This window comes from Parasedimentitalea denitrificans (assembly GCF_011813015.1).
In the GTDB taxonomy this organism is placed as follows: Bacteria; Pseudomonadota; Alphaproteobacteria; order Rhodobacterales; family Rhodobacteraceae; genus Parasedimentitalea; species Parasedimentitalea denitrificans.
The window spans coordinates 247,479-267,500 of sequence record NZ_QHLQ01000003.1; the positions used below are offsets into that span (position 1 = coordinate 247,479).

Here is a 20,022-nt window from a genome sequence, read left to right on the forward strand (position 1 = left end):
ATGACCCGAACCGCGCTATTTTGCTGCGTTATGTAAATTTAAAGCCAGAGCTTTCGTTACCGAGCTTTACCAGCACGACGCAGCATCAAATTCAGACGGTTGAAGCTGTTCTGAATTCCTTCTGGATCATTTTTCCCAAAGAAACTGTCCAATTCTGGCCAGATCCGCACTGCCTGGTCCAGAGTTACGTCACTGCCTTCGGAATATAGGCCCGCCCGGATCATCACTTCGGATTGTTCATAGGTGCCAAGATACTTGCGTACGTCGGAAATGATTTCATTCTCTTCAGGCGTAGCTGCAGCAGGCAAACTACGTGAAACTGACCGAGAGACATCAATGGCTGGGAAACGTCCACGCTCGGCAATCTCTCGATTCAACACAATGTGACCATCCAGAACCCCGCGCAGAATATCTGCAATTGGCTCGTCCATGTCCGATCCCGCAACCAAGACACTGAACACCGCAGTTATATCGCCCTGCCCTTCTGCCCCTGGGCCCGCACGTTCACACAGACCCGTAATCAGAGGTGTCACTGACGGGGGGTAGCCACGAAGGGCTGGTGCCTCTCCTGACGCTACCGCAATTTCGCGATGGGCTTCTGCAAATCGAGTTACCGAGTCAGCCAGAAACAGAACATTTTTCCCTTGGTCCCGAAAATGTTCAGCCACAGCCATGGCCGACCATGCGCAGCGTCGCCGCACTAAAGCGGACTGATCTGACGTTGCGGCCACAACAACAGAGCGCTTCATTCCCTCTGGGCCCAACACATGGTCAACAAAGTGCTTCACTTCACGACCACGTTCACCGATCAGCGCCATTACGACAACATCAGCGTCCATATTTTGCGCCAACTGCGCCAACAGAGTCGATTTACCAACCCCAGAACCTGCAAAGAGACCGACTCGCTGCCCACAAACAATCGGGAGAATCGTATTTAGCACCGACATACCAGTCGGAAGACGAGCTCCCAAAGGTTTGCGTTCAGCCGCCCGCGGAGGCGGCGCCATCAGGTCTCGGGAAGCTCCGCCGCGTAGCATCGGGTTTCCATCTAGTGGTGCACCGAAAGGGTCAATCACCCTGCCAATCCACCTGTCATCAGGGGCAAATTCTGGTGTCGGATACAGTAAAACCGGATCCTTGATCGCCACACGATTTGGTGCAGTGTCAGGTAACATACTGACATAATTCATATTAATCATCATCACTTCACCAGACAGCTCATCACCATCCTGGCGTTTCAAAACCAAACGGTCTCCGATGCGCGCGGTGTTCCCCAAGCCTGAAATTTCAATAACACCACCGGTAATTCCGGTCACCCTGCCTACCGGTGTACTAAGCCGTTTACTGGCTATTTCCTGGGTCAGTGCATTCAGGTCAGCGGTCATTGTGGGTTCTCCAACGTGTTTCTGAAAACAATTTCTAAAGGAATCAGGGTTAAGTCTTGGTTGAAATCAATCGAGGGAGAAGCCCCGATGTTCACAAAGCTGAATGTCTTTACACTAGCAAATGCTATGGCGACCCATGCCGGGACACGTCAGGCATTGGTGTCTCAGAATATCGCAAATGCCGATACGCCTGGCTATCACGCCAAAGACATCAAACCATTTTCCGAAGTATTTGACGACAACACCCAGCCGGGTGAAATGCGCGCCAGCCGAAGCAATCACCTGAACGGTTCCTCCGGTCAGGGAACGGACTGGACTGTCAGCACAACGGAAGCCGGTAATGACCCCAATGATAACTCAGTTTCGATAGAATCCGAAATCCTAAAAGGGGTCGAGGTAAAGCGTCAGCATGACAAGGCTCTCGCGATCTACAAATCTTCCATGAACATTCTGCGCACCAGTCTCGGTCGCAACTAAGGAGGTTTCGAATAATGAGTGAATTTTCCAACGCATTGACCGCATCGTCGAGTGGCCTGAAAGCTCAGGCCAACCGTCTGCGTCACGTTTCCGAAAACATCTCGAATGCGGATACACCTGGATATCGTCGTAAGACAGTCCCATTTGAATCCGTGCGCGACATGAATAGCGACGTTGAAGCAGTTAGGGTCGGTCGGGTCCATCTGGACCGCACAGATCTTACACAGGTGTATGACCCGTCGCATCCAATGGCTGACCAAAGTGGTCACTACGAAGGGTCAAACGTCGATCTGATGATCGAGATCGCTGACGCCCGCGAGGCCCAGCGCAGCTACGAAGCTAACCTAAAAATGTTCGATCAAACGCGGCAAATGTCCGCCTCTTTGATGGAATTACTACGCAGATAACTAGAACCAGAGGAGATCCAGAATGGATATTCGCAGTCTTTCCGCCGCCAGTGGCTATGCAGCAGCACGCCCAGCGACCAAAATCGACCCCGAGCACGCAGGCAATGATGCCGGCGCGCTTCTGAAGAATAGTTTTCAGGACTTTACTGCAACCCTGCAACAAAGTGAGCAAACATCTGTTGCTGCCATGACAGGTGGTGCAGACCCGCATGCGTTGGTTCAGGCACTGGCCCAAACAGAACTGGCTGTTGAAACAGCCGTGACCGTTCGGAACAAGGTCGTAGAGGCCTACCAAGAAATCCTACGGATGCCGGTCTAAGCCATGATGAGCGAAGGGCAATTCTACGACACTCTGCGCCAGGCAATGTGGACCGCCGTTATATCGTCGACTCCAATCCTGACCGTTGCGCTGGTTGTCGGGCTGAGCATCGGTCTGTTTCAGGCCCTAACTTCGGTCCAGGAAATGACCCTGACCTTTGTGCCTAAACTGGCTGCCATCGTGGTCGTCTTTTGGATGACCATGGGCTTCATGACACAAACGATGCTGGCCTTTTTTCATGGCCACATCATTCCTCTGATTATTGGAGCCTCCTAATGGAAACCGCAGGTTACGCTACACTATCCCGTCAATCAGGCCTGATGCGCGAAATGCAGGTCGTGGCGAACAACATCGCCAACTCGGCCACAACCGGCTATCGGCAGGAAGGTCTGATTTTTTCAGAATACATCCAGTCAGGGCCTGAACAATCGTCATTGTCGATGGCGCGGGCCAACATCCGCAATACATCGACAGAACAAGGCGCACTGACCAAAACCAACGGCACCTTTGACCTCGCTATCGAAGGTGATGGTTATTTCAAGGTCGAAACCCCGATGGGCGAACGCCTTACACGGGCTGGTGCCTTCTCGCCAAATGCTGATGGTGATCTGGTCACAGCTGATGGATATCGGGTTCTGGATGGCGGTGATTCACCGGTCTTCGTTCCCGGCGATGCCGAAACCATTAGCATCTCTGCAGATGGCACAATCAGCGCGGATGGCACTCCACTGGGCCAGATCGGACTATTCATGCCAACCGAATCACACACCATGGTGCGCGAAGATGGGGTGATGTTCCGAGTAGATGGCGACATCGAAGAGACTGATCAGGCACAAATCCTGCAAGGGTTTGTCGAAGGATCCAACGTCAACGCAATTTCCCAGATGGCCCGGATGATCGAAATCCAGCGCTCTTATGAAATGGGTCAAAGTTTCCTTGAAACCGAAGACCAGCGCATCCGCAACGCCATCAAAAACCTAATTAAGTAATACGAATCGAAGGAGAATCCCGATGCGTGCCCTAAAGATTGCAGCCACCGGAATGAGCGCACAGCAAATGCGCGTCGAAACCATTTCGAACAACCTCGCCAACATGAATACGACCGCCTACAACGCGCGCCGTGCGGAATTTGCCGATCTCCACTATCAGCAGGTTTCCCGTGCAGGCACCGTTAACTCCTCGGATGGTACTGTGCTGCCAACTGGTGTTCAGGTTGGTTTGGGTGTGCGTCCTTCCGCGATCTCAGTCCATCTCGCTCAGGGTGCGCTGACACAAACCGGCAACGATCTTGATGTAGCAATTGACGGCAAAGGTTACCTAGAAGTGACGCTGGCGTCGGGTGAGCCGGCCTTTACGCGTGACGGTTCACTGAAGCGGTCGGCCGAGGGTTTGATCGTCACCTCTGACGGATTGGCTGTTTCCCCCGATATCACCATCCCGTCAGACGCACGCAGCATTTCGATCAATGGCGAAGGCGAAGTCTATGCCTATTTTGATGACGCCGCCGAAGGTCAGCTGCTAGGTCAGTTAACCCTGTCAGGCTTTGCTAACCCAAAGGGACTTGAGGCACGCGGCAACAACCTGTTCACCGAAACAGAAGCATCAGGTGCACCAGTGGTTTCCACACCCGGAGAAGATGGCTTGGGATCATTGCGCCAAGGCTACATCGAGGCCAGCTCGGTTGATGCAGTACGCGAAGTCACCGAACTGATCGAAGCCCAGCGCGGCTATGAAATGAACGCCAAAGTCATCTCGGCAGTCGACCAGATGATGAGCGCAACAACGCAGGTGCGCTAATGAAACTGGTCCTCACATTCTTGATGGTTCTGATGGCTCAATCCGGTTGGGCAGACACCTTGGTGCCTGTGCGCACAATCAGGGCCAAACAAATCATCCATGCCGAAGATCTGGCTTACAAGTCGGTAGATATTGCGGGGGCCTTTTCAGATCCGGCCGAGTTGATAGGCCAAGAAGCCAGAGTATCGCTTTACGCCGGACGCCCCATTCGCCCTGGCGACGTTGGCCCGCCAGCAATTGTTGAGCGTAACGATTTGGTGGTGCTCAAATTTCGCCGTGGCGGACTATTAATTTCAACCGAAGGCCGTTCCTTGGGCCGCGGTTCAGAAGGCGACATCATTCGAGCAATGAATTTGTCGTCTCGCAGCACACTATCCGGGCGCATTGGCGCTGACGGTTCTATTGAGGTAAGATAATGCACAAGAAATTGACACTGGCCAGAATGGCAGTATTGGGATTGGCTTTGCTAAGTGCCTGTGGGCGCATGGACCATATCGGCAAAGAGCCCAGCTTTACACCTGCCAATGAAACCCCCGAACACGTGGCAATGCTTTGGCAGGGCCTGCCGAACAGTACCCAGCCCCAGCGCACGGTCGACAGCTCATCGCTTTGGAGCGGTGAGAGACAGTCCCTTTTGGGCGACCGCCGCGCTGTTCGCAAAGGCGACATCCTAACTGTCGTCATTGAAATTGACGAAAAAGCCGAAATCTCAAACGGTACGTCTCGTTCCCGTTCGGGTGACGAATCAATGGGCGTTTCCAACCTGCTGGGCGTTCCACAGCGCATCGACGAACATTTGCCTGATGGGGCATCCATGGCGACCGCAGTCGAACTGGGCAGCAGCAGCAGCACAACAGGCAAGGGATCGGTCAAACGGAACGAAAAATTGACCTTGCGGGTCGCGGCAACCATTGTCGATGTTCTGCCAAACGGTGTTCTGGCGATCAATGGATCTCAGGAACTGCGGGTAAACTTTGAAATGCGCGAACTGCTGGTATCCGGATTTGTGCGGCCCGAAGACATTAGCCGACAGAACGAAATCACCTACGATAAAATTGCTTCGGCCCGTGTTTCCTACGGTGGTCGTGGGCAAATCTCCGATGTGCAACAGCCGCGCTATGGCCAGCAGTTGCTTGATGTCGTCCTGCCATTCTGAGGGTTCCCATGTTATCAAAACTACTGCCCGTAATCCTACTCATCATCGGCACCGGCGGCGGCATTGGTGCTGGCATAATGCTGGCACCCGAACCTGAGGTACACGAAGCCATCGCAGGAGAAGCTCACCAAGCTCCTCCTGCGGAGGAAGAGGCTCACGCCGAAGGCGAGGCCCCACAGTACATATATGTAAAACTGGCCAATCAGTTTGTTGTGCCTGTGGTCGAGCGCGATGAATTGTCAGCCTTGGTCGTTATGTCGCTGAGCCTAGAGGCCGTTGATGGAATGAGTGATCAGATTTATGCCTTGGAGCCAAAACTGCGAGACACACTTTTGCAGGTTCTGTTCGATCACGCCAATATGGGTGGGTTCCGCGGCGCCTTTACCCGGTCGGACGTCATGCGACCACTGCGCACGGCCCTACGTGAGGCAGCACAGAGAGAAATTGGCACAGACATTAAGGACGTCTTGATCCTGGATATATCCCGCCAGGACGTCTGACTTTCACCAAACGGCGCTAACGAACGAAAAAGGGCCAAACCTATTAGGTTTGGCCCTTTTATTTTGAACACTGACTGCGCAGTCTTGCTAAGTTACGCGTGAGCTTCAGTCATAGAAACTACAGCTTACAATCAAGCATGCCCAAGCAGTTGTGCCTCAAGCTTCTTGATACGCTCCAGCTTCTGGCGCTTGCGCTCATCATCTGCCATAGTCTGAACCGCATGTTTACGGCCAAATGCCTTGCGGACCTGGTCCATTGCCTTGAGCTTGCGCGCCGTAACTTGAGCGAGCTCGATGTTGAGCTGCCGACGCGTCCGGCTGTGCCAGCCTTGCCATAACAAATCAGCGCCCAGCGCACGCATGGCATGGTCATTTTCAGCTTGTTGGCGTGTTTCCTTTATCTGGGCATCAAGCTTGGCGATTTTCCCACGCAAAGCGGCGTCCTCATCCAGGATCGGTTTGATCTTGGCATGCTCACGCAAGTACTGTGCTTCGGTAACGGCCGCCATTTGATCCAGTTTTTTCTGATTCATCAGACCTGTCCTTTAGCGCGCTGTCGTATTTTTTCTGCGAACCGAATAGCTGCAGCCACCGGTGCGTAATGTTCTTCCAAGATCTCATCACCGACCTCGATCGTTGCATGCAAAGCCCGCGCCGTTGGCGGATCGCTGTGAATTGGAATTGCATGTTCATTCGCAATCTGGCGGATTACTGCCGCAACGTCATCGACCCCTTTGGCAACACAGGTCGGAGCAGTTCCACGTTCACGACCCCACTGCAGCGCAACCGCATAGTGGGTTGGGTTAACGATAATAACATCAGCCTTAGGAACCTCGGCAATCATCGAATTCATAGAGATTTCCATCGCGCGTTGACGTCGCTTGCCCTTCATTTCAGGATCCCCTTCGGACTCCTTCGTCTCATCCTGGATTTCTTTGCGCGACATCATATTTTTGCGGTGATGTTCAGCATGTTGGAAACCGGCATCAATCACACCGATTCCAAGCGATATAACCAGCGCAATAAACAGAAATTCCATCCCCAACTGAGCCAACAAAGCGACCACTGTAAAGGCGCTGGTCGCGGAGGAGGCAATCATCTCTGGCAGGCGCAGGTTCATATAGAACCCAAGGCACACCGAATAGAGCACCAGCTTGGCAAAACTTTTGCCGAACTCAAAAAGCCCGGCGCGCCCAAATTTATTCTTGGCATTGGAAATGACAGAAATGCGCGACAGCTTCATCGCTAGTTTGCTGGGCGCAAATACAAGAGCCTTTTGGCCGATTATTGATAAGAGCACCAAAGCAAAAGGTATGAAGAACCACGGCAGAACGGCGCTACTGACTGCAGACATCAACCCGCCGGTCGGAGCGGCAGCCGGGCCTTCAAAAAACAACTGTGCCAAACGATCAGGTTGATCCAGAAACATCATCAAGGCCGATCCAAGTGACCGAACAGAACCGGCGCCAAAGGCGTAGAAGGCAACGACTAAACCGGCATAAGCAGCAGCCACCGAGAGATCAGTGGATTTAGCAACTTCACCTTTTTCCCGCGCCTTTTTTAGTTTTTCCGGCGTCGGGTCAAATGACTTGTCTGTATCATCGTCCTGTCCGCTCATGGCATCCCACCTCCGGGATCAGCAAAGAACGTCATCAAGGCCTCGCTCCAGACCTTTAGGATCATTGGGCTGGCAACCATGAGAATGAACAATCCACCAAACGTAATCACCGGCGCACCAACGAAAGCAACCATCAGTGACGGCATGGCTCGGTTGATGACACCAAGGGTCAGATTGTACAGCACCGACGCAATCAGAAATGGTGCGGCCAAGGTAAACGCCAACGAAAAGGCGCTTGAAACTCGATAGACACCCCATTCAGACAACCCGCTACCGTCTGGGAACTCCCCGGCTGGGAACATCTGGTAGGAGTAGATCAAAAACTCGGCAACGCGGACGTGTAACCCCATCATCATTGCCAGGGCCAAGCCGCTGATCAGCAAAACTGCACCAATGGCAGGCATCGGTTCTGACCCAATACCACCAAGAACCTGGGACAAAGATGTCGCTTGCGCCGCCATTGACCCGGTTGTCTGAAGAACATGAACAAAGAACCGAATACTGGCCCCAAGCGCCAAACCGATGATCGATTCTGTCACCACAAATTTGGCATAGTGCATCAGGCTGTCAGGTTGTGGGAAAACGGGCAAGGCTGGCGCCACGATAAACGTGAACGCCAGCGCAATCGCCAGTTTGATACGTGTCGACACATACTGCTCTCCGAACCCGGGGAGCATCGCGGTGACAGCCGAAACACGCAGGAACACAATGGCCCCTTGCCAGAACCCAGCCCCCAAGAGCGCTACAAGTTCGGCCGACAGAAACGGCGTCATGCGGCGACCATTCCTACCAGTGCCGGACGGGCATCCAATCCGATTTCCTCAAAGGATAGCACTGGGTTTGCAATACCTCGCGCCTTTAGGATTGTGCGCAGGTAACGGCGGCGGCGGGTCGATGTGACCACTGCAGGGAATATTCCCTGTTCGGAAATCATATTCAGCCTATCAGACAGCCCCTCAGCCAGTTGATTAAAGAGATCCGGTGGCAAGGCGATATCCATCCCACCATTCTGAGTGTCTATCTGGTAGGTCGAGAATTTATCTTCCCACTCCGGAGCCAGCTGAACCAACGGGATGGTTCCGTCTTCACGTTTCATTTCGGCAACCAGCTGGAAACCAAGACGCTGGCGAACAAGTTCGCAGATCATCTCTGGCTGAGTGCTTTGCATCCGGGCCTCAGCAATGGCCTCTAGGATCAATGGCATATTCCGGATTGAAACTTTCTCATCCAGCAATAGACGAAGAACCGCATGCAACGTATCGATTGGCACTTTGTCCGGGATCAGTTCATCCAAAAGCTTTTTGTTGGCCTCGGACCGGAACGTATCAGACAATTGTGTCATCTCGTTCAACAGACGGCGCAGTGACTTCAAGGTCAGCAGTCTAGAGAAGTTCTGCTTCATTACCTCGAGCAGGTGTGTCGCCAGAATTTCCGGTGGGGAAACGATTGTAGCACCAATCAGCGCGGCGTCTTCCTGGTGTGTCGTCGAAATCCATCGTGCTGGCGCACCATAGACTGGCTCAGTCACATCTGTGCCACTGGGAAGGGACTCATGTGAGTCTGGCATCAGCGCCAGCACCATATCCGGATGCAAAGTACCACGGGCCTGTTCAACCCCTTGCACCTTGATCAGGTAAGTTCCTGTTTGCAGCTCAGGCTCATCCGTCAGTCGAATTTCAGGTAGAATCAAGCCAAAGACACCCGCCACATGGGTCCGCATGTTGGCAATTCGGGTATCCAGACCTGTTCCCGCATCCAGCACCATACCAACCAGATCCGGCGCAAACTCCAGGTGCACATCATCCAGATCCAGAATGTCACCCAATGGCTTCGCAGCTACGGCTTCTGTGCCTTCTTCGATCTGCTCTTCAATTTCGGCCTCTGCCTCTGCAGCGATCTTTTTGTGCATCTGATATGCTATGAAGCCAAGAACTAAGCCTCCGATCATAAAGGGGACAAAAGGCAGCCCCGGCACCAAGGCAAACAGGCACATCAAGATGGAGACAGTTGCCAATGCTGCAGGATGCCTGCCCAGCTGATCACCAATCGCAACGTCAGTTGTACCCTGGTTTCCACCGCGGGCCAGCAACAGGGCTGCAGCGATCGAAATGATTACCGATGGGATCTGTGAAACCAGACCATCACCAACAGTCAAAATGGCATAGGTTTCAAACGCCGCGCCAATAGGCATACCCTGAACCAGAACACCCATGGCCAATCCCATGAGCAAGTTCATCATGGTAATCAGCAAACCGGCAACAGCATCGCCTTTTACGAACTTCGACGCACCGTCGAGGGACCCGTAGAATGTGGTTTCCTGCTGTTCCCGCTCACGTCGCTCTTTGGCGCCGGCGTGGTCAATCGCACCCGAGGACAAATCCGCGTCGATTGCCATCTGCTTGCCCGGCATCGCATCCAAGGCAAAACGGGCGCCGACCTCGGCCATGCGGGTTGCACCCTTGTTGATGACCATAAAGTTGACGATCAACAGGACGCCAAACACCACCAAGCCCAAGAATACGCTGCCGCCCATGACGAACTGCGCAAATCCCTGAATCACGTTACCAGCCGCGTCAGTCCCTGTATGACCCTGGCCAATGATCAGCTTGGTCGATGATACGTTCAACGACAGTCGCAGCATCAATGAAGCGAGCAGAACCGTTGGAAAAGCGGAAAATTCCAGCGGCCGCTCGATAAACAGAGTGATCGTAAAGATTAGGATCGCCAAACCAAACGAGGCGGCGAGCCCAACATCAAGGATCCAGGCAGGCACAGGCAAGATCATCATTACAATGATCGCCATCAGCGCAAGCGCTAGCAATATGGTCGGGCTGAACAGCTCTTTTGTTGATAGATTAGGCACTTTGATGAGCTCTCATTCAATCATTATCAGGGCACGTGACGATGCAACGGAACCGGCCATAGGGACTAACGACCCCATGGAAACAGAACCTTGCGAAATCAGCGGTGACGGCGTGTGAAGACTGGCCAGTGGAAGCGGCCCATCAGATGAATTGCGACGGCGGGTTCGGCCTGGCAGAGCTGCTACCGTTGTTGCAGGTGACAAATCGGCACGAATTCGATCGAAGCGTGCGGTGTAACGGTTTGCATAGGTCGGAGTGCGGGAGTGGTAAGCCCCGGCGGCCTTGGACCAATCGCCCATTTCAGCGTATAATTTCTTGAGGAACTTGGCAGCGTATTGCGCATTCGCAACCGGGTCGAACATCTGATCAATCGAGTCGAATTCAGATCCGTGCCATTTGAAATTTATCTGGAAGCAACCAACATCAAAACTGCGGGCGCCGCGTTTGAAATGAGAAAAGACGTAGGCACGCGCCTCATCTTCGTTTTCAAACCACTTACCAGCGCCCTCCATGTTCACAGTCCAAGGCCAAGGCTGCAGGCCCTGTTTACCGCCGCGTCCCGTTTCGGTTCTGGTAATTGTACGTAAAACATCCAGTGGCACGCCAGAATCCCGCGCCGCACGTTGCGCTGCCATATCACACAGCGCGGCCACGTGTTGCTTTGCGGATGCATGGGCACTGCCCATAGGTAACGCCCCAAATAGCATCGCCACGCAGAAAATTGCGGCGGTGATTCCCTTTAATTCAGGAAACACGCAACGCATTACGGACGTTCTGCAGCACAATTCTTTGTTTTTATTCGGCATTCTGCCTATTCCAGATTTGGGTTTTCCCTCCCCTAAGGTAGGCCCAGAGGATTGACAAAGAGTTATCGCGGAACGCAAAAGGCCGCCCGTGTTGGGCGGCCGCTGCGTGCTCAATGTTGTAGATCAGGTCCTATGGATAACTGAACCGTTGTATTACTCTTCGCCATCGTCGACAGGAGCAACACCTTGCAGCAAAGCCTCAATTTGAGTGCGTGTCCCTACGCTGCTTTCAACCAAAGCACGCGCATGCGCCAATGGTGACATGTCCTCAGGCCCCTGGACTTGCGCATCCAGCTGAGCAGTAACATCTGCAACCTGGCTGAATTGCCCATCATCGCCGGGCGTTATTGCCTCTAGGTTTTCGGAATGCCAGAACCCGCGCGCTGCAGCGTCAACTTCTTGTTCTGCCAGTAGATACTCGCCAGCTCGGCCAAATTCCCCATTCTGCCACAGGGCTTGAGCCCGAAGTTTGTTAGCTGCAGGGCCATCCAGCCCCATTAATTCCACCAATGCCCTGTGAGGCAAATCCATACCCAAGGCGGCCTCGGCCATCATCAACCGACGCGCTTCATCTTTTGGCTCCAGAGCCATTTTCATCAACAAGGATTGAGCCTGCTGCGCGAAACCGAGATCCAACAAGCGACGTGCCATGACATCAGCCACAGGTACTGCTTCTGCCGCAGTTGCGTCCTCAGCAAAGATGAGCGCGTATTGCAAAAATGTTACGTCGTTTGCACGTTCGGTCAGAAGTGTCATAACCGGCTCAACAGCATCAGCATAGGCAATTGGGCCATCTTGATCTGGTAGATCGTTAAGCGCAGCAAAGGCCTCGGTGAAACTACCGGTCAACGACAGAGCCATAACTTCTGCCTGACGAAGCTCAGCTCCCAATTCGCTATCGCGAATCTCCAGCTCATAAGATGCAACCAGTTCAGGAAGATCAGGAGAAAGCGCCTTACGCTCTTTGTAGCTAAGCTTAATCAGTTCTATCAGCGCTCGTGGAGCATTTTCGGTGCGTTCCGCCAGCTCTTCCTTCAATTCTTCGGCCACAGTTTCTGTGTCCCCGGCCATATCGGCGATTGCCGCCTGCGCCAAATTGATATCTGGAACGTCCTCAACGCCGGTTCGATCAACAGAGCGCAAAGCTGCAGAGGCCATGTGTTGATCACCAGAGTCGGCGAACAATGTGCTGATTTCGGGCCCCAGGTGAACACGCAAATGCACAGGCATACGCGCCAGCGTTTGCTGAATCGCCTCGGTGTTGGCATTTCTTTTCAAAGTACCATCAGCAAGGGCAGCCCAAAAAGCCGCGTCACTATCACAGGACTGTTGCCCGGCAAAAGGATGCGTAGCTGACAATTGTCCACCGTCCATCAGAACAGCCATGGCCGACAGTTTATCCCCACGAGCATCGCCAGTTGGCAACATATCCAGCATAGTACGGGCCTCTGCACCAAACCCAAAATAGAGATAGGTCCTGGCCAAAGTCAGAACAGTGTCCAAGTCTACCCGATCAAACTCCTTAAATAGAGCTGCACGGAGTGGCCCGACCTGATCTGCAAAAGATGACTCGCCACCCCAATTGTAAACGGCCAATTCCGAAGATCGGCTACAGTGTTTCGGCGTATCAACATCTGGCGCCAGCTGCGGCATCATCCCCATTTCCCGATCCACTGCTGTGGTCACAGACAGGTGGTCCAATGGGTTCATTGGTCGGTCTTGTGTATCAAGCGGCGTAACTATGTTCGGAGCATTCTCGTCAGTGACCTCAGTCACGACCAGATCCAACAGGCCTTGATTGGTCGCTCGCCCGATTTGCTGCAATAGACGCTGCTCGGACGCGTTGACCGCTGCCGCACGCGCAGTTTCATCCATATCCAATAGTAGATCCACCGACGGCAGAGCTATCTCCCGCTGCTCCGGCTCTTCCGCTTGGCGCAAATCTGCCAACGGGCCGGGCAAAATGACTTCTGGCTGTGGTTCTGGTTCGGGCGCCTCTACAGGCTGTAGATGAACCGATTGAGGAATTCCCCCCATCGCAGCCGAACGCCCCGCAAACGCTGCAGCCAGATCCAGCTCCATTGGCGATTCTTGAATTTGTTGTGGAGACAGATTGAACCGATAACCAGATCCGCCTGATGGAAGACCCAGGGGCAATACACCACTGAATGTTGAGTAAGTTTGTCCAGCCTTACCATCCCGAATATCGATGACCAGATAGCCATCTTTTTGGACATAGGATTTGATTTCGCAATCACATCCAAGCTGAATCCGAAGTGGGTTTCCTGCTCCGCTCTGTTGCAATGACTGCAAGCGAGTGCGTGGAATTCGGTTAAACACCTGGGACGTATCAATAACTGCCCCAGGACGGTTAATTTTCAAAGTTGCCGTTTTACCGGCCCGGGTTAGCGACCACTTTGCATTTTCAGGCAACCGCATAACTAGACGAGAAAACCCATCATGCTCGCCCGAGCGGGCGACAATGGTCTCGGCCTGAGCCGGAGCGGCCGCCAAAAGTGCGACCGATAATGCAACTGCCTGACGGATCATGCGGCTTCCTGTTTCACAGATTTCAGGGCTTCTTCCAGTTCAGAAAACCCAGGACGGATATGCGACGGAGTATTCTGACGTCCGACTTCAATGCAGATCGCTGCAGCGTGATTGTGAAGATTGGCGACCAGAACTTCGCGAATCAACTGATGGAAGTGCGCGTCTTCCTCAGTCACCGCTTTAACCTTGGCGGCAAATGGACCAACGAGACCGTATGCCAGGAACACCCCAAGGAAAGTACCAACAAGCGCGCCACCAATCATTTTACCCAGAATTTCAGGTGGCTGATCGATAGAGCCCATTGTCTTAATGATACCCAGAACCGCCGCAACAATTCCCAAGGCGGGCAGACCATCGGCCAGTGTCTGCAGCGCGTGGCTGGAATGAAGAGCATGGTGCTGGTTAGCCTCAATGCGCTTTTCGAGAACTTCTTCGACCTGATGTGGGTCGTCATAGTTCATCGAAGCCGAACGCATAGTGTCGCAAATCAGGTTCACGGCTTCTTTATCGGCCAGAATCCTTGGGTACTTGCCAAAGACTGTCGAGTTTTCCGGGTCTTCGATGTGCTGCTCCACCTCAACCGGATTGGCGCGTGCGATCCGAATCAACCCGAACAACAGGCAAAGCAAGTCACGATAGTCTTCCGGCTTCCACTTGGGGCCTTTGAAAACTTTTCCCATGTCTTTCAGCGTATGTTTAATGCCTGCCATATCATTGCTGATCATAAAGGCACCTACTCCGGCGCCGCCGATCATCATCAATTCAAATGGCATGGCTTTCAGGATGATTCCCATTTTGCCGCCGGCGGCAAGATAGCCACCGAACACCATCACGAAAATCATTGTAATACCAAGAATGCCGATCATAAGGGCTCTCCGAATTTCTTTATCTTTAATCAGCCTAGGTGAGTCGGATTAAAACTTCCTAAGCTTCGAAACAGGAATCACTCTTTTGGTACCGAGCTGTTACGCCCTGCCAGAACAACACTGATTGTATAAGCCGCCTGAGGGCTAAGACCGGCCATGATTCCAGCTGCCGCTTCGGGTTTCATCCGAGCAAGAAAGCCAGCAGCAAAACCTGGATCCATTTCCTCAAACAACGGAGCTGATTCTTTTGGCTTCATCTGCTCATAAACCGCCGTCAGACGAGTCAGGTCCGATTCGGTCGCACCATCAGCCAAAGATAACGTTGCTTCCAGGTTGGCCTCAGCTGACTGAAGTGCCGCAAGTTTCTGGGTGATCGCCTGATCTGCAATCTCCATCGCTTTCATCCGATCTTCGATCTCAGCTTCGCGTGCAGCCAGAGCGTCTTCGCGCTGCTGGAACGCAACTAACATGTGCTGCAATTCAGCCGACGATGGTATCGATTCGCTGTGCTTCACGTCATCATTACTGTGTGTTTCGGCCTCTGGAAGGCTAGCAACTTCGCGGGCAATTGCTGGACCAGCTTCAAAGCCAAGACGCAATGCAGCTGAACCAAGCAACAGAACCGACAACATGAACAAAGTGCCAACACGAGTCCGACGTGCATTCTTGGATTTATTTGCTTTGGTCATCAGGCAACCCGACTTTGGTTACGGTTATGACGAACAAACATCAAACCCGAAGATGCTTTTTCCGGCTCATCCAACGAAACCTTTTCCGATTTAGCTGGCGATGCCAGAGCTTCTGCCAAGGCGTCGTTCTCTTCATTGGCCTGCGGGCTTTTAGTGACTTCAGCAGGCAAATCGTGCATCGAAGCCATCATCAATTCCAATCTCTGAGCGACTGTTTCAGCACGGCCAGTCAGTGCTTCCAATGACTTAGTAGAGCCATCAGACATCGCACGGGCTGCCACCAGAGATTTGTTAAGGTCATCAACCTGGGCCGACAGCACGGCAACCGCACCCCCAACACCCTTTTCCAGGTCGTTAAACCGATTCAGCCGCCGTGCCAGCACGAAGCAATACAATCCAGACCCAAGGGCCCCTGCAACAAGCAGGATATCTGCAATCATTTCCATCCCGGTCTCCTAGTTTAATACAAAATCCATGATCAACAAATCCCGAACACGCCCCTGTCCGGTAGCAATGTTGATCCGTCGCAGCATCTGCGCCCGCAGTTTTGGAAGCGCCATAGGATCAACCAGATCCGATATTTCCAAAGCTCTGAGGTAGCTATTCAGTACATCGACAACACGCGGCAGAACTCTTTCGACTTCAACCTGATGGGCCACATCGACCTCAAGCTGCGCGCGGAACCGCAAGTGCTTCAAACCGCCTGCTTTACGCAGCGTTATCACCAGAGGGTCCATTTCAATGAAAGCAAGGTTGGCGATGTCTTCCGCCGACTCATGATTGTCTACACCGGTCAGTTCAGCGTGGTCCGCTTGCACCAAATCCGATTCTGCCTGCTTTCCAAATGGAAGCAGGCCAGCCTGGACGGCATAAAAACCACCGCCCCCACCAGCAATCGCCAGCACTAACCCTATGATCAGTGGCATTTTGCTCGGCTTCGCCGGCGTATCTTCTACGTTCGCTACAGCGTCTGTCATGGCTATTCCTAAAACGTCGTACAATCTCTTCATAACCTCATAGTGGCTAACCGAATGTTAAGGCCGATACGTCAAAACAGTTGCAAGCCGATCAGAATGTCGGTGCGACGGAGGTTAAGGTGCAGCAGATCAAGAATGTCTGGGCAGGTTTGGATACGCGCAAGCGTCTGATCATCGTGGGTTCCACGGTCATTATGATTCTTAGCGTGCTTGCAATGTCCCGTGTGGCGAATACGCCCACAATGAAATTACTCTATGCCGGGCTCGACAGTGCCTCGGCAGGTCAAGTGGTACAATCGCTGGAACAGCGTGGTACCGAGTACGAAGTGCGAGGCGGGTCCATTTATGTGCCCGTGGAACAACGCGACGAACTGCGGATGACCCTTGCAGGTGAAGGTTTACCCGCAAATGGCAGCCGCGGATATGAACTGCTCGATTCGCTCAGTGGTTTTGGCACAACTTCTCAAATGTTTGACGCCGCCTACTGGCGCGCAAAAGAAGGTGAGTTGGCCCGTACTGTTGTCGCTAGTCCTTATATATCTCAGGCTAGGGTCCACATTGCCAACACTGGATCGAATCCCTTTCAGCGGAGCGTTGAACCAACGGCATCAGTCTCTCTGATTCCAGTAGGTTCACCTATTTCTCCGGCCCAGGCCAACGCTGTTCGCTTCCTTATTGCGTCAGCAGTTACCGGTCTTTCGGTCGAAAATGTTGCAGTGATCGACGCCAATGGCGCGTTGATTGGCTCTCCTGAGGCAACAGGCTCCACAGGCACGGGCATCGATGATCGCACACAATCGATTCGCGATCGGGTTGTTCGCTTGGTTGAGGCACGTGTTGGTCAGGGAAATGCTGTTGTTGAGGTTAGTGTCGACATCGTCACCGAAACCGAAACGATCCGTGAAAAGCGCATTGATCCGGAAAGCCGCGTCGCCATTAGCACCGATGTAGAAGAACGCGCCGATTCGTCGAGCAACCAATCGGGTGAAGTCACTGTGGCTTCAAACATTCCGGATGGTGATGCTGCCTCGGGTGATGGATCCAAAGCTAACACGACTTCGACCCGGGAACGCGTTAACTACGAGATTTCGGAAACCGAAATGCAGGTCACACGTGGTCCTGGCGCCATCAGACGCCTCACGATTGCGGTACTGGTGAATGGACTTTCATCTGCAGATTCTTCGGGAACTGCTGAATTCACCCCTCGTACCGAGGAAGAACTGTCGGCAATGAAGGAGCTGATCTCGGCTGCTGTTGGTTTCAACGAAGAACGTGGCGATGTCATTACCCTGAAGTCGATGGAATTGCCTACAATCGAACCGCAGGGAACCGTCGTCTCCAACTCAATGATGGATAACGTCTTCTTCGATGCAATGGCACTAATCCAACTTGCAGCCTTGGCAATTGTCAGCCTGATTCTCGGACTATTCGTAGTCCGCCCAATCTTCGCTAACAAAGCACCACAAAATGCCATTGAGGCTCCGGACATGATGTCAGATCTACCCCAACTGGGATCCGGCGACTTTATGAGCAACCCAAATATGGGTGAAGGCATGGAGATGGCCCCCCTAACCGGCGAAATCGATGACAACTTTGGAGCTATGGCTGGCATCGGCGACATGGGTGGCATGGGTGATATGAGTGGCCTCGGCGACATGGGTGGGCTTCCTGCTCTTGGTGGCGGCTCCGACGATCCAGTCGACCGGCTTCGTTCAATGATCGGGGACCGCCAAGAAGAAACAGTCGAAATTCTGCGTGGCTGGCTTGAAGAGAGCGAGGAGAAAGCCTGATGACTATTGCTCACCTACTAGAAGATTTTGGGAATGCAGGAAAAGTTGAACCCGTCGCGACGGTTTCAGATGAACTGCTAGAAGAACAGAAACTGGTTTCCTTTGAGAACGGGTATTCAGCTGGATGGGACGATTCGGTCAAAGCTCATGACCAGGAAACGAGCAAGGTTTCTGCAACTCTGGCGAACTCGCTTGAGGACATGAGCTTTACCTTTCACGAGGCGCAAAGCCAGCTCATCGAATCGCTTGATCCAATGTTCAAAGTTTTGACCAGTGCCATCTTACCCGATGCAATGGCGGCAAGTTTCGGTCATCACATCGTCGATCAATTGACTGACATGGCAAAGGGCCAAACGGATCAGCCACTGGTAATTACAGTTGCAGCAGGTGAAGCCGGCGGCGTGCGATCAGCTCTCACGCAGAACTTTTCTGTCGACATCAAAGTACGTGAAAACAACGATCTGGCCCCAGGTCAGGCTTACCTGTGCGTTGGCGACCTAGAACGTGAAATCAACAGTGGGGCATTGCTCGACTCAATCCGCGAGTCGGTTGATGCCTTCTCCTACCAAGTTAAAGAGGATGCCAACTATGGATGATAACGCCGATCTCAAGATGAAAACTGCTGACTCCGGCAACCCGTTTAATTCAGTTCCCGTCGAAGTCGTGGTTTCCGTTGGAAAAGCCCGGCCCTTGATCCGTGATCTGGTGAACCTCGGCGAAAACGCTGTCCTGACATTGGACAAGCGTGTTGAGGATCCAGTTGACCTATATGTCGGTGACCGCCTGGTGGCCCGCGGTCAATTGGAAGAACTGGAAGGCGATCAAGCCGGACAACTGGCCGTTCGATTGACAGAAATTGCAGATCTACAAAGCGGGCTCGGATGATCCAAAGATCTTTCATTTTCTTGGCGCTGGCAGCGGTTACGCTGCTGGCGATGCCGCAGGTCGCACAGGCTCAGGAACTAAACCTGTCCCTGGCTGACAATGGATCGATTTCCGCTCGATCCATTCAGCTCATTCTATTGCTTACCGTGCTTAGCCTGGCCCCTGGCCTGGCCATTATGATCACTTGCTTTCCGTTTCTTGTAACGGTTCTTTCGATTGTGCGGCAGGGTATGGGGATGCAGCAGGCACCGCCCAACATGCTGATCATCAGCTTGGCGATGTTTCTAACCTATTTTGTAATGGAACCAGTGTTCAACGACGCATGGACCCATGGCATCAGCCCCCTAATCGAAGAGCAGTTAGGTGTAGAAGAGGCGATGACCCGTGCACTTGAGCCGTTTCGCGCCTTTATGGCTGCCCGATTGGATGCGGATACGTTCTATGCAATGTCAGATCTGCGCCCCGGAACTGAAGGCATTGATCCAACCCCAGACGCTCCATTATCCGTTCTGATCCCCAGCTTTCTGCTTTCGGAAATCTCGAGAGCCTTCCAAATTGGCTTTTTGGTTTTCCTGCCATTTCTCATCATTGATTTGGTAGTCGCGGCAATTTTGATGTCGATGGGGATGATGATGGTCCCCCCTGCCGTGGTGTCGCTTCCGTTTAAACTGGCATTCTTCGTGGTCGCCGACGGTTGGACCCTGATCGCCAGCTCCTTGGTTCGTAGCTATTACCCATAGCCACTCCACGACCCTGTTAAAATTTTGACCTCTGGTTGGGATCCCAACCAGAGGTTTTTCTGTTTTTAGCGCAGTCAACGACTAGTAAATCCCAAATAAACGTGGACGTGGACGTGGACGTGGACGTGGACGTGGACGTGGACGTGGACGTGGACGTGGACGTGGACGTGGACGTGGACGTGGACGTGGACGTGGA

Annotated in this window: 24 protein-coding genes; 13 read left to right on the forward strand and 11 right to left on the reverse strand. The window is 53.0% G+C overall.

Going from position 1 to position 20,022, the window contains the following annotated elements; translation table 11 throughout:
* Positions 1–56 precede the first annotated feature (56 nt).
* On the reverse strand, positions 57–1,385 hold the full coding sequence (locus DL239_RS05685) for a FliI/YscN family ATPase (RefSeq protein ID WP_167683024.1): 1,329 nt from the start codon (positions 1,383–1,385) through the stop codon (positions 57–59).
* Positions 1,386–1,472: 87 nt separating this feature from the next.
* Here DL239_RS05685 and DL239_RS05690 point away from each other — a divergent pair, with 87 nt between their 5' ends.
* Genes DL239_RS05690 through DL239_RS05730 form a run of 9 tightly spaced genes read left to right on the forward strand, consistent with a single transcriptional unit; the run spans position 1,473 to position 6,041 of the window.
* A complete protein-coding gene (locus DL239_RS05690; protein WP_167683025.1) occupies positions 1,473–1,862 on the forward strand; it encodes a FlgB family protein in 390 nt (129 codons plus the stop codon).
* Positions 1,863–1,876: 14 nt separating this feature from the next.
* Complete coding sequence (gene flgC, locus DL239_RS05695) at positions 1,877–2,269, forward strand: flagellar basal body rod protein FlgC (RefSeq protein ID WP_167683026.1); 393 nt, start codon at positions 1,877–1,879, stop codon at positions 2,267–2,269.
* Positions 2,270–2,291: 22 nt separating this feature from the next.
* Positions 2,292–2,588 carry a flagellar hook-basal body complex protein FliE gene (gene fliE / locus DL239_RS05700; protein WP_167683027.1) on the forward strand — a complete coding sequence of 99 codons (297 nt, stop codon included), beginning with the start codon at positions 2,292–2,294 and terminating at the stop codon, positions 2,586–2,588.
* Between the two features lie 3 nt (positions 2,589–2,591).
* Positions 2,592–2,864: a flagellar biosynthetic protein FliQ gene (locus DL239_RS05705; RefSeq protein ID WP_167683028.1), complete on the forward strand. Its 273-nt coding sequence runs from the start codon at positions 2,592–2,594 to the stop codon at positions 2,862–2,864.
* Complete coding sequence (locus DL239_RS05710) at positions 2,864–3,577, forward strand: flagellar hook-basal body complex protein (protein WP_167683029.1); 714 nt, start codon at positions 2,864–2,866, stop codon at positions 3,575–3,577. Before DL239_RS05705 ends, DL239_RS05710 begins: the two co-directional genes overlap by 1 nt.
* 22 nt (positions 3,578–3,599) lie before the next feature.
* Positions 3,600–4,385, forward strand: a complete 786-nt coding sequence (gene flgG / locus DL239_RS05715) for a flagellar basal-body rod protein FlgG (RefSeq protein WP_167683030.1) — start codon at positions 3,600–3,602, stop codon at positions 4,383–4,385.
* Entirely contained in the window at positions 4,385–4,801 is a 417-nt protein-coding gene (gene flgA, locus DL239_RS05720) for a flagellar basal body P-ring formation chaperone FlgA (protein ID WP_167683031.1), read from the forward strand. The genes flgG and flgA overlap by 1 nt, the downstream gene beginning before the upstream one ends.
* A gap of 26 nt (positions 4,802–4,827) precedes the next feature.
* A complete protein-coding gene (flgH, locus tag DL239_RS05725; protein WP_240931753.1) occupies positions 4,828–5,541 on the forward strand; it encodes a flagellar basal body L-ring protein FlgH in 714 nt (237 codons plus the stop codon).
* Positions 5,542–5,549: 8 nt separating this feature from the next.
* Positions 5,550–6,041, forward strand: a complete 492-nt coding sequence (locus tag DL239_RS05730; protein ID WP_167683033.1) for a flagellar basal body-associated FliL family protein — start codon at positions 5,550–5,552, stop codon at positions 6,039–6,041.
* A 131-nt stretch (positions 6,042–6,172) separates the two neighbouring features.
* On the opposite strand, the gene DL239_RS05735 is transcribed toward DL239_RS05730, so the two are convergent.
* From DL239_RS05735 to DL239_RS05780, 10 genes are all read right to left on the reverse strand, one after another.
* The gene (locus tag DL239_RS05735; RefSeq protein WP_167683034.1) at positions 6,173–6,574 is read right to left on the reverse strand and encodes a hypothetical protein; all 402 of its coding nucleotides are present in this window, start codon (positions 6,572–6,574) and stop codon (positions 6,173–6,175) included.
* A complete protein-coding gene (flhB, locus tag DL239_RS05740; protein WP_167683035.1) occupies positions 6,574–7,659 on the reverse strand; it encodes a flagellar type III secretion system protein FlhB in 1,086 nt (361 codons plus the stop codon). The genes DL239_RS05735 and flhB overlap by 1 nt, the downstream gene beginning before the upstream one ends.
* Positions 7,656–8,432 carry a flagellar biosynthetic protein FliR gene (locus DL239_RS05745; protein WP_167683036.1) on the reverse strand — a complete coding sequence of 259 codons (777 nt, stop codon included), beginning with the start codon at positions 8,430–8,432 and terminating at the stop codon, positions 7,656–7,658. Before DL239_RS05745 ends, flhB begins: the two co-directional genes overlap by 4 nt.
* Complete coding sequence (gene flhA / locus DL239_RS05750; protein WP_240931758.1) at positions 8,429–10,462, reverse strand: flagellar biosynthesis protein FlhA; 2,034 nt, start codon at positions 10,460–10,462, stop codon at positions 8,429–8,431. Before flhA ends, DL239_RS05745 begins: the two co-directional genes overlap by 4 nt.
* 72 nt (positions 10,463–10,534) lie before the next feature.
* Positions 10,535–11,230: a transglycosylase SLT domain-containing protein gene (locus tag DL239_RS05755; RefSeq protein WP_167683061.1), complete on the reverse strand. Its 696-nt coding sequence runs from the start codon at positions 11,228–11,230 to the stop codon at positions 10,535–10,537.
* Positions 11,231–11,482: 252 nt separating this feature from the next.
* Complete coding sequence (locus tag DL239_RS05760) at positions 11,483–13,879, reverse strand: hypothetical protein (protein WP_167683038.1); 2,397 nt, start codon at positions 13,877–13,879, stop codon at positions 11,483–11,485.
* A complete protein-coding gene (gene motA / locus DL239_RS05765; protein WP_167683039.1) occupies positions 13,876–14,745 on the reverse strand; it encodes a flagellar motor stator protein MotA in 870 nt (289 codons plus the stop codon). Before motA ends, DL239_RS05760 begins: the two co-directional genes overlap by 4 nt.
* A 77-nt stretch (positions 14,746–14,822) precedes the next feature.
* Positions 14,823–15,434 carry a MotE family protein gene (locus DL239_RS05770; RefSeq protein ID WP_167683040.1) on the reverse strand — a complete coding sequence of 204 codons (612 nt, stop codon included), beginning with the start codon at positions 15,432–15,434 and terminating at the stop codon, positions 14,823–14,825.
* Positions 15,434–15,880, reverse strand: coding sequence for a hypothetical protein (locus DL239_RS05775; protein WP_167683041.1), 447 nt, complete (start codon positions 15,878–15,880; stop codon positions 15,434–15,436). Before DL239_RS05775 ends, DL239_RS05770 begins: the two co-directional genes overlap by 1 nt.
* Before the next feature lie 9 nt (positions 15,881–15,889).
* A complete protein-coding gene (locus tag DL239_RS05780) occupies positions 15,890–16,411 on the reverse strand; it encodes a flagellar basal body-associated FliL family protein (protein ID WP_167683042.1) in 522 nt (173 codons plus the stop codon).
* Between the two features lie 119 nt (positions 16,412–16,530).
* Between DL239_RS05780 and fliF the strand changes: the two genes are divergently transcribed.
* Genes fliF through fliP form a run of 4 tightly spaced genes read left to right on the forward strand, consistent with a single transcriptional unit; the run spans position 16,531 to position 19,826 of the window.
* Positions 16,531–18,201, forward strand: coding sequence for a flagellar basal-body MS-ring/collar protein FliF (gene fliF, locus DL239_RS05785; protein ID WP_167683043.1), 1,671 nt, complete (start codon positions 16,531–16,533; stop codon positions 18,199–18,201).
* The gene (locus DL239_RS05790; protein ID WP_167683044.1) at positions 18,201–18,797 is read left to right on the forward strand and encodes an ABC transporter ATP-binding protein; all 597 of its coding nucleotides are present in this window, start codon (positions 18,201–18,203) and stop codon (positions 18,795–18,797) included. The genes fliF and DL239_RS05790 overlap by 1 nt, the downstream gene beginning before the upstream one ends.
* Positions 18,790–19,086, forward strand: a complete 297-nt coding sequence (locus tag DL239_RS05795) for a FliM/FliN family flagellar motor switch protein (protein WP_127750699.1) — start codon at positions 18,790–18,792, stop codon at positions 19,084–19,086. Before DL239_RS05790 ends, DL239_RS05795 begins: the two co-directional genes overlap by 8 nt.
* Positions 19,083–19,826, forward strand: a complete 744-nt coding sequence (gene fliP / locus DL239_RS05800) for a flagellar type III secretion system pore protein FliP (RefSeq protein ID WP_167683045.1) — start codon at positions 19,083–19,085, stop codon at positions 19,824–19,826. Before DL239_RS05795 ends, fliP begins: the two co-directional genes overlap by 4 nt.
* The last annotated feature ends 196 nt before the right edge of the window (positions 19,827–20,022 follow it).

What these genes read in the sequence shown, in the direction of transcription:
- motA (WP_167683039.1), bottom strand. Translation starts at nt 14,745, where the DNA reads ATGATCGGCATTCTTGGTATTACAATGATTTTCGTGATGGTGTTCGGT.
- fliE (WP_167683027.1), top strand. Translation starts at nt 2,292, where the DNA reads ATGGATATTCGCAGTCTTTCCGCCGCCAGTGGCTATGCAGCAGCACGC.
- DL239_RS05775 (WP_167683041.1), bottom strand. Translation starts at nt 15,880, where the DNA reads ATGGAAATGATTGCAGATATCCTGCTTGTTGCAGGGGCCCTTGGGTCT.
- DL239_RS05735 (WP_167683034.1), bottom strand. Translation starts at nt 6,574, where the DNA reads ATGAATCAGAAAAAACTGGATCAAATGGCGGCCGTTACCGAAGCACAG.
- flgC (WP_167683026.1), top strand. Translation starts at nt 1,877, where the DNA reads ATGAGTGAATTTTCCAACGCATTGACCGCATCGTCGAGTGGCCTGAAA.
- flhB (WP_167683035.1), bottom strand. Translation starts at nt 7,659, where the DNA reads ATGAGCGGACAGGACGATGATACAGACAAGTCATTTGACCCGACGCCG.
- DL239_RS05795 (WP_127750699.1), top strand. Translation starts at nt 18,790, where the DNA reads ATGGATGATAACGCCGATCTCAAGATGAAAACTGCTGACTCCGGCAAC.
- flgA (WP_167683031.1), top strand. Translation starts at nt 4,385, where the DNA reads ATGAAACTGGTCCTCACATTCTTGATGGTTCTGATGGCTCAATCCGGT.
- flgH (WP_240931753.1), top strand. Translation starts at nt 4,828, where the DNA reads ATGGCAGTATTGGGATTGGCTTTGCTAAGTGCCTGTGGGCGCATGGAC.
- fliP (WP_167683045.1), top strand. Translation starts at nt 19,083, where the DNA reads ATGATCCAAAGATCTTTCATTTTCTTGGCGCTGGCAGCGGTTACGCTG.
- DL239_RS05705 (WP_167683028.1), top strand. Translation starts at nt 2,592, where the DNA reads ATGATGAGCGAAGGGCAATTCTACGACACTCTGCGCCAGGCAATGTGG.
- DL239_RS05685 (WP_167683024.1), bottom strand. Translation starts at nt 1,385, where the DNA reads ATGACCGCTGACCTGAATGCACTGACCCAGGAAATAGCCAGTAAACGG.
- flhA (WP_240931758.1), bottom strand. Translation starts at nt 10,462, where the DNA reads ATGGCGATCATTGTAATGATGATCTTGCCTGTGCCTGCCTGGATCCTT.
- DL239_RS05690 (WP_167683025.1), top strand. Translation starts at nt 1,473, where the DNA reads ATGTTCACAAAGCTGAATGTCTTTACACTAGCAAATGCTATGGCGACC.
- DL239_RS05745 (WP_167683036.1), bottom strand. Translation starts at nt 8,432, where the DNA reads ATGACGCCGTTTCTGTCGGCCGAACTTGTAGCGCTCTTGGGGGCTGGG.
- DL239_RS05780 (WP_167683042.1), bottom strand. Translation starts at nt 16,411, where the DNA reads ATGACAGACGCTGTAGCGAACGTAGAAGATACGCCGGCGAAGCCGAGC.
- flgG (WP_167683030.1), top strand. Translation starts at nt 3,600, where the DNA reads ATGCGTGCCCTAAAGATTGCAGCCACCGGAATGAGCGCACAGCAAATG.
- DL239_RS05710 (WP_167683029.1), top strand. Translation starts at nt 2,864, where the DNA reads ATGGAAACCGCAGGTTACGCTACACTATCCCGTCAATCAGGCCTGATG.
- DL239_RS05790 (WP_167683044.1), top strand. Translation starts at nt 18,201, where the DNA reads ATGACTATTGCTCACCTACTAGAAGATTTTGGGAATGCAGGAAAAGTT.
- DL239_RS05760 (WP_167683038.1), bottom strand. Translation starts at nt 13,879, where the DNA reads ATGATCCGTCAGGCAGTTGCATTATCGGTCGCACTTTTGGCGGCCGCT.
- DL239_RS05730 (WP_167683033.1), top strand. Translation starts at nt 5,550, where the DNA reads ATGTTATCAAAACTACTGCCCGTAATCCTACTCATCATCGGCACCGGC.
- DL239_RS05755 (WP_167683061.1), bottom strand. Translation starts at nt 11,230, where the DNA reads ATGCTATTTGGGGCGTTACCTATGGGCAGTGCCCATGCATCCGCAAAG.
- DL239_RS05770 (WP_167683040.1), bottom strand. Translation starts at nt 15,434, where the DNA reads ATGACCAAAGCAAATAAATCCAAGAATGCACGTCGGACTCGTGTTGGC.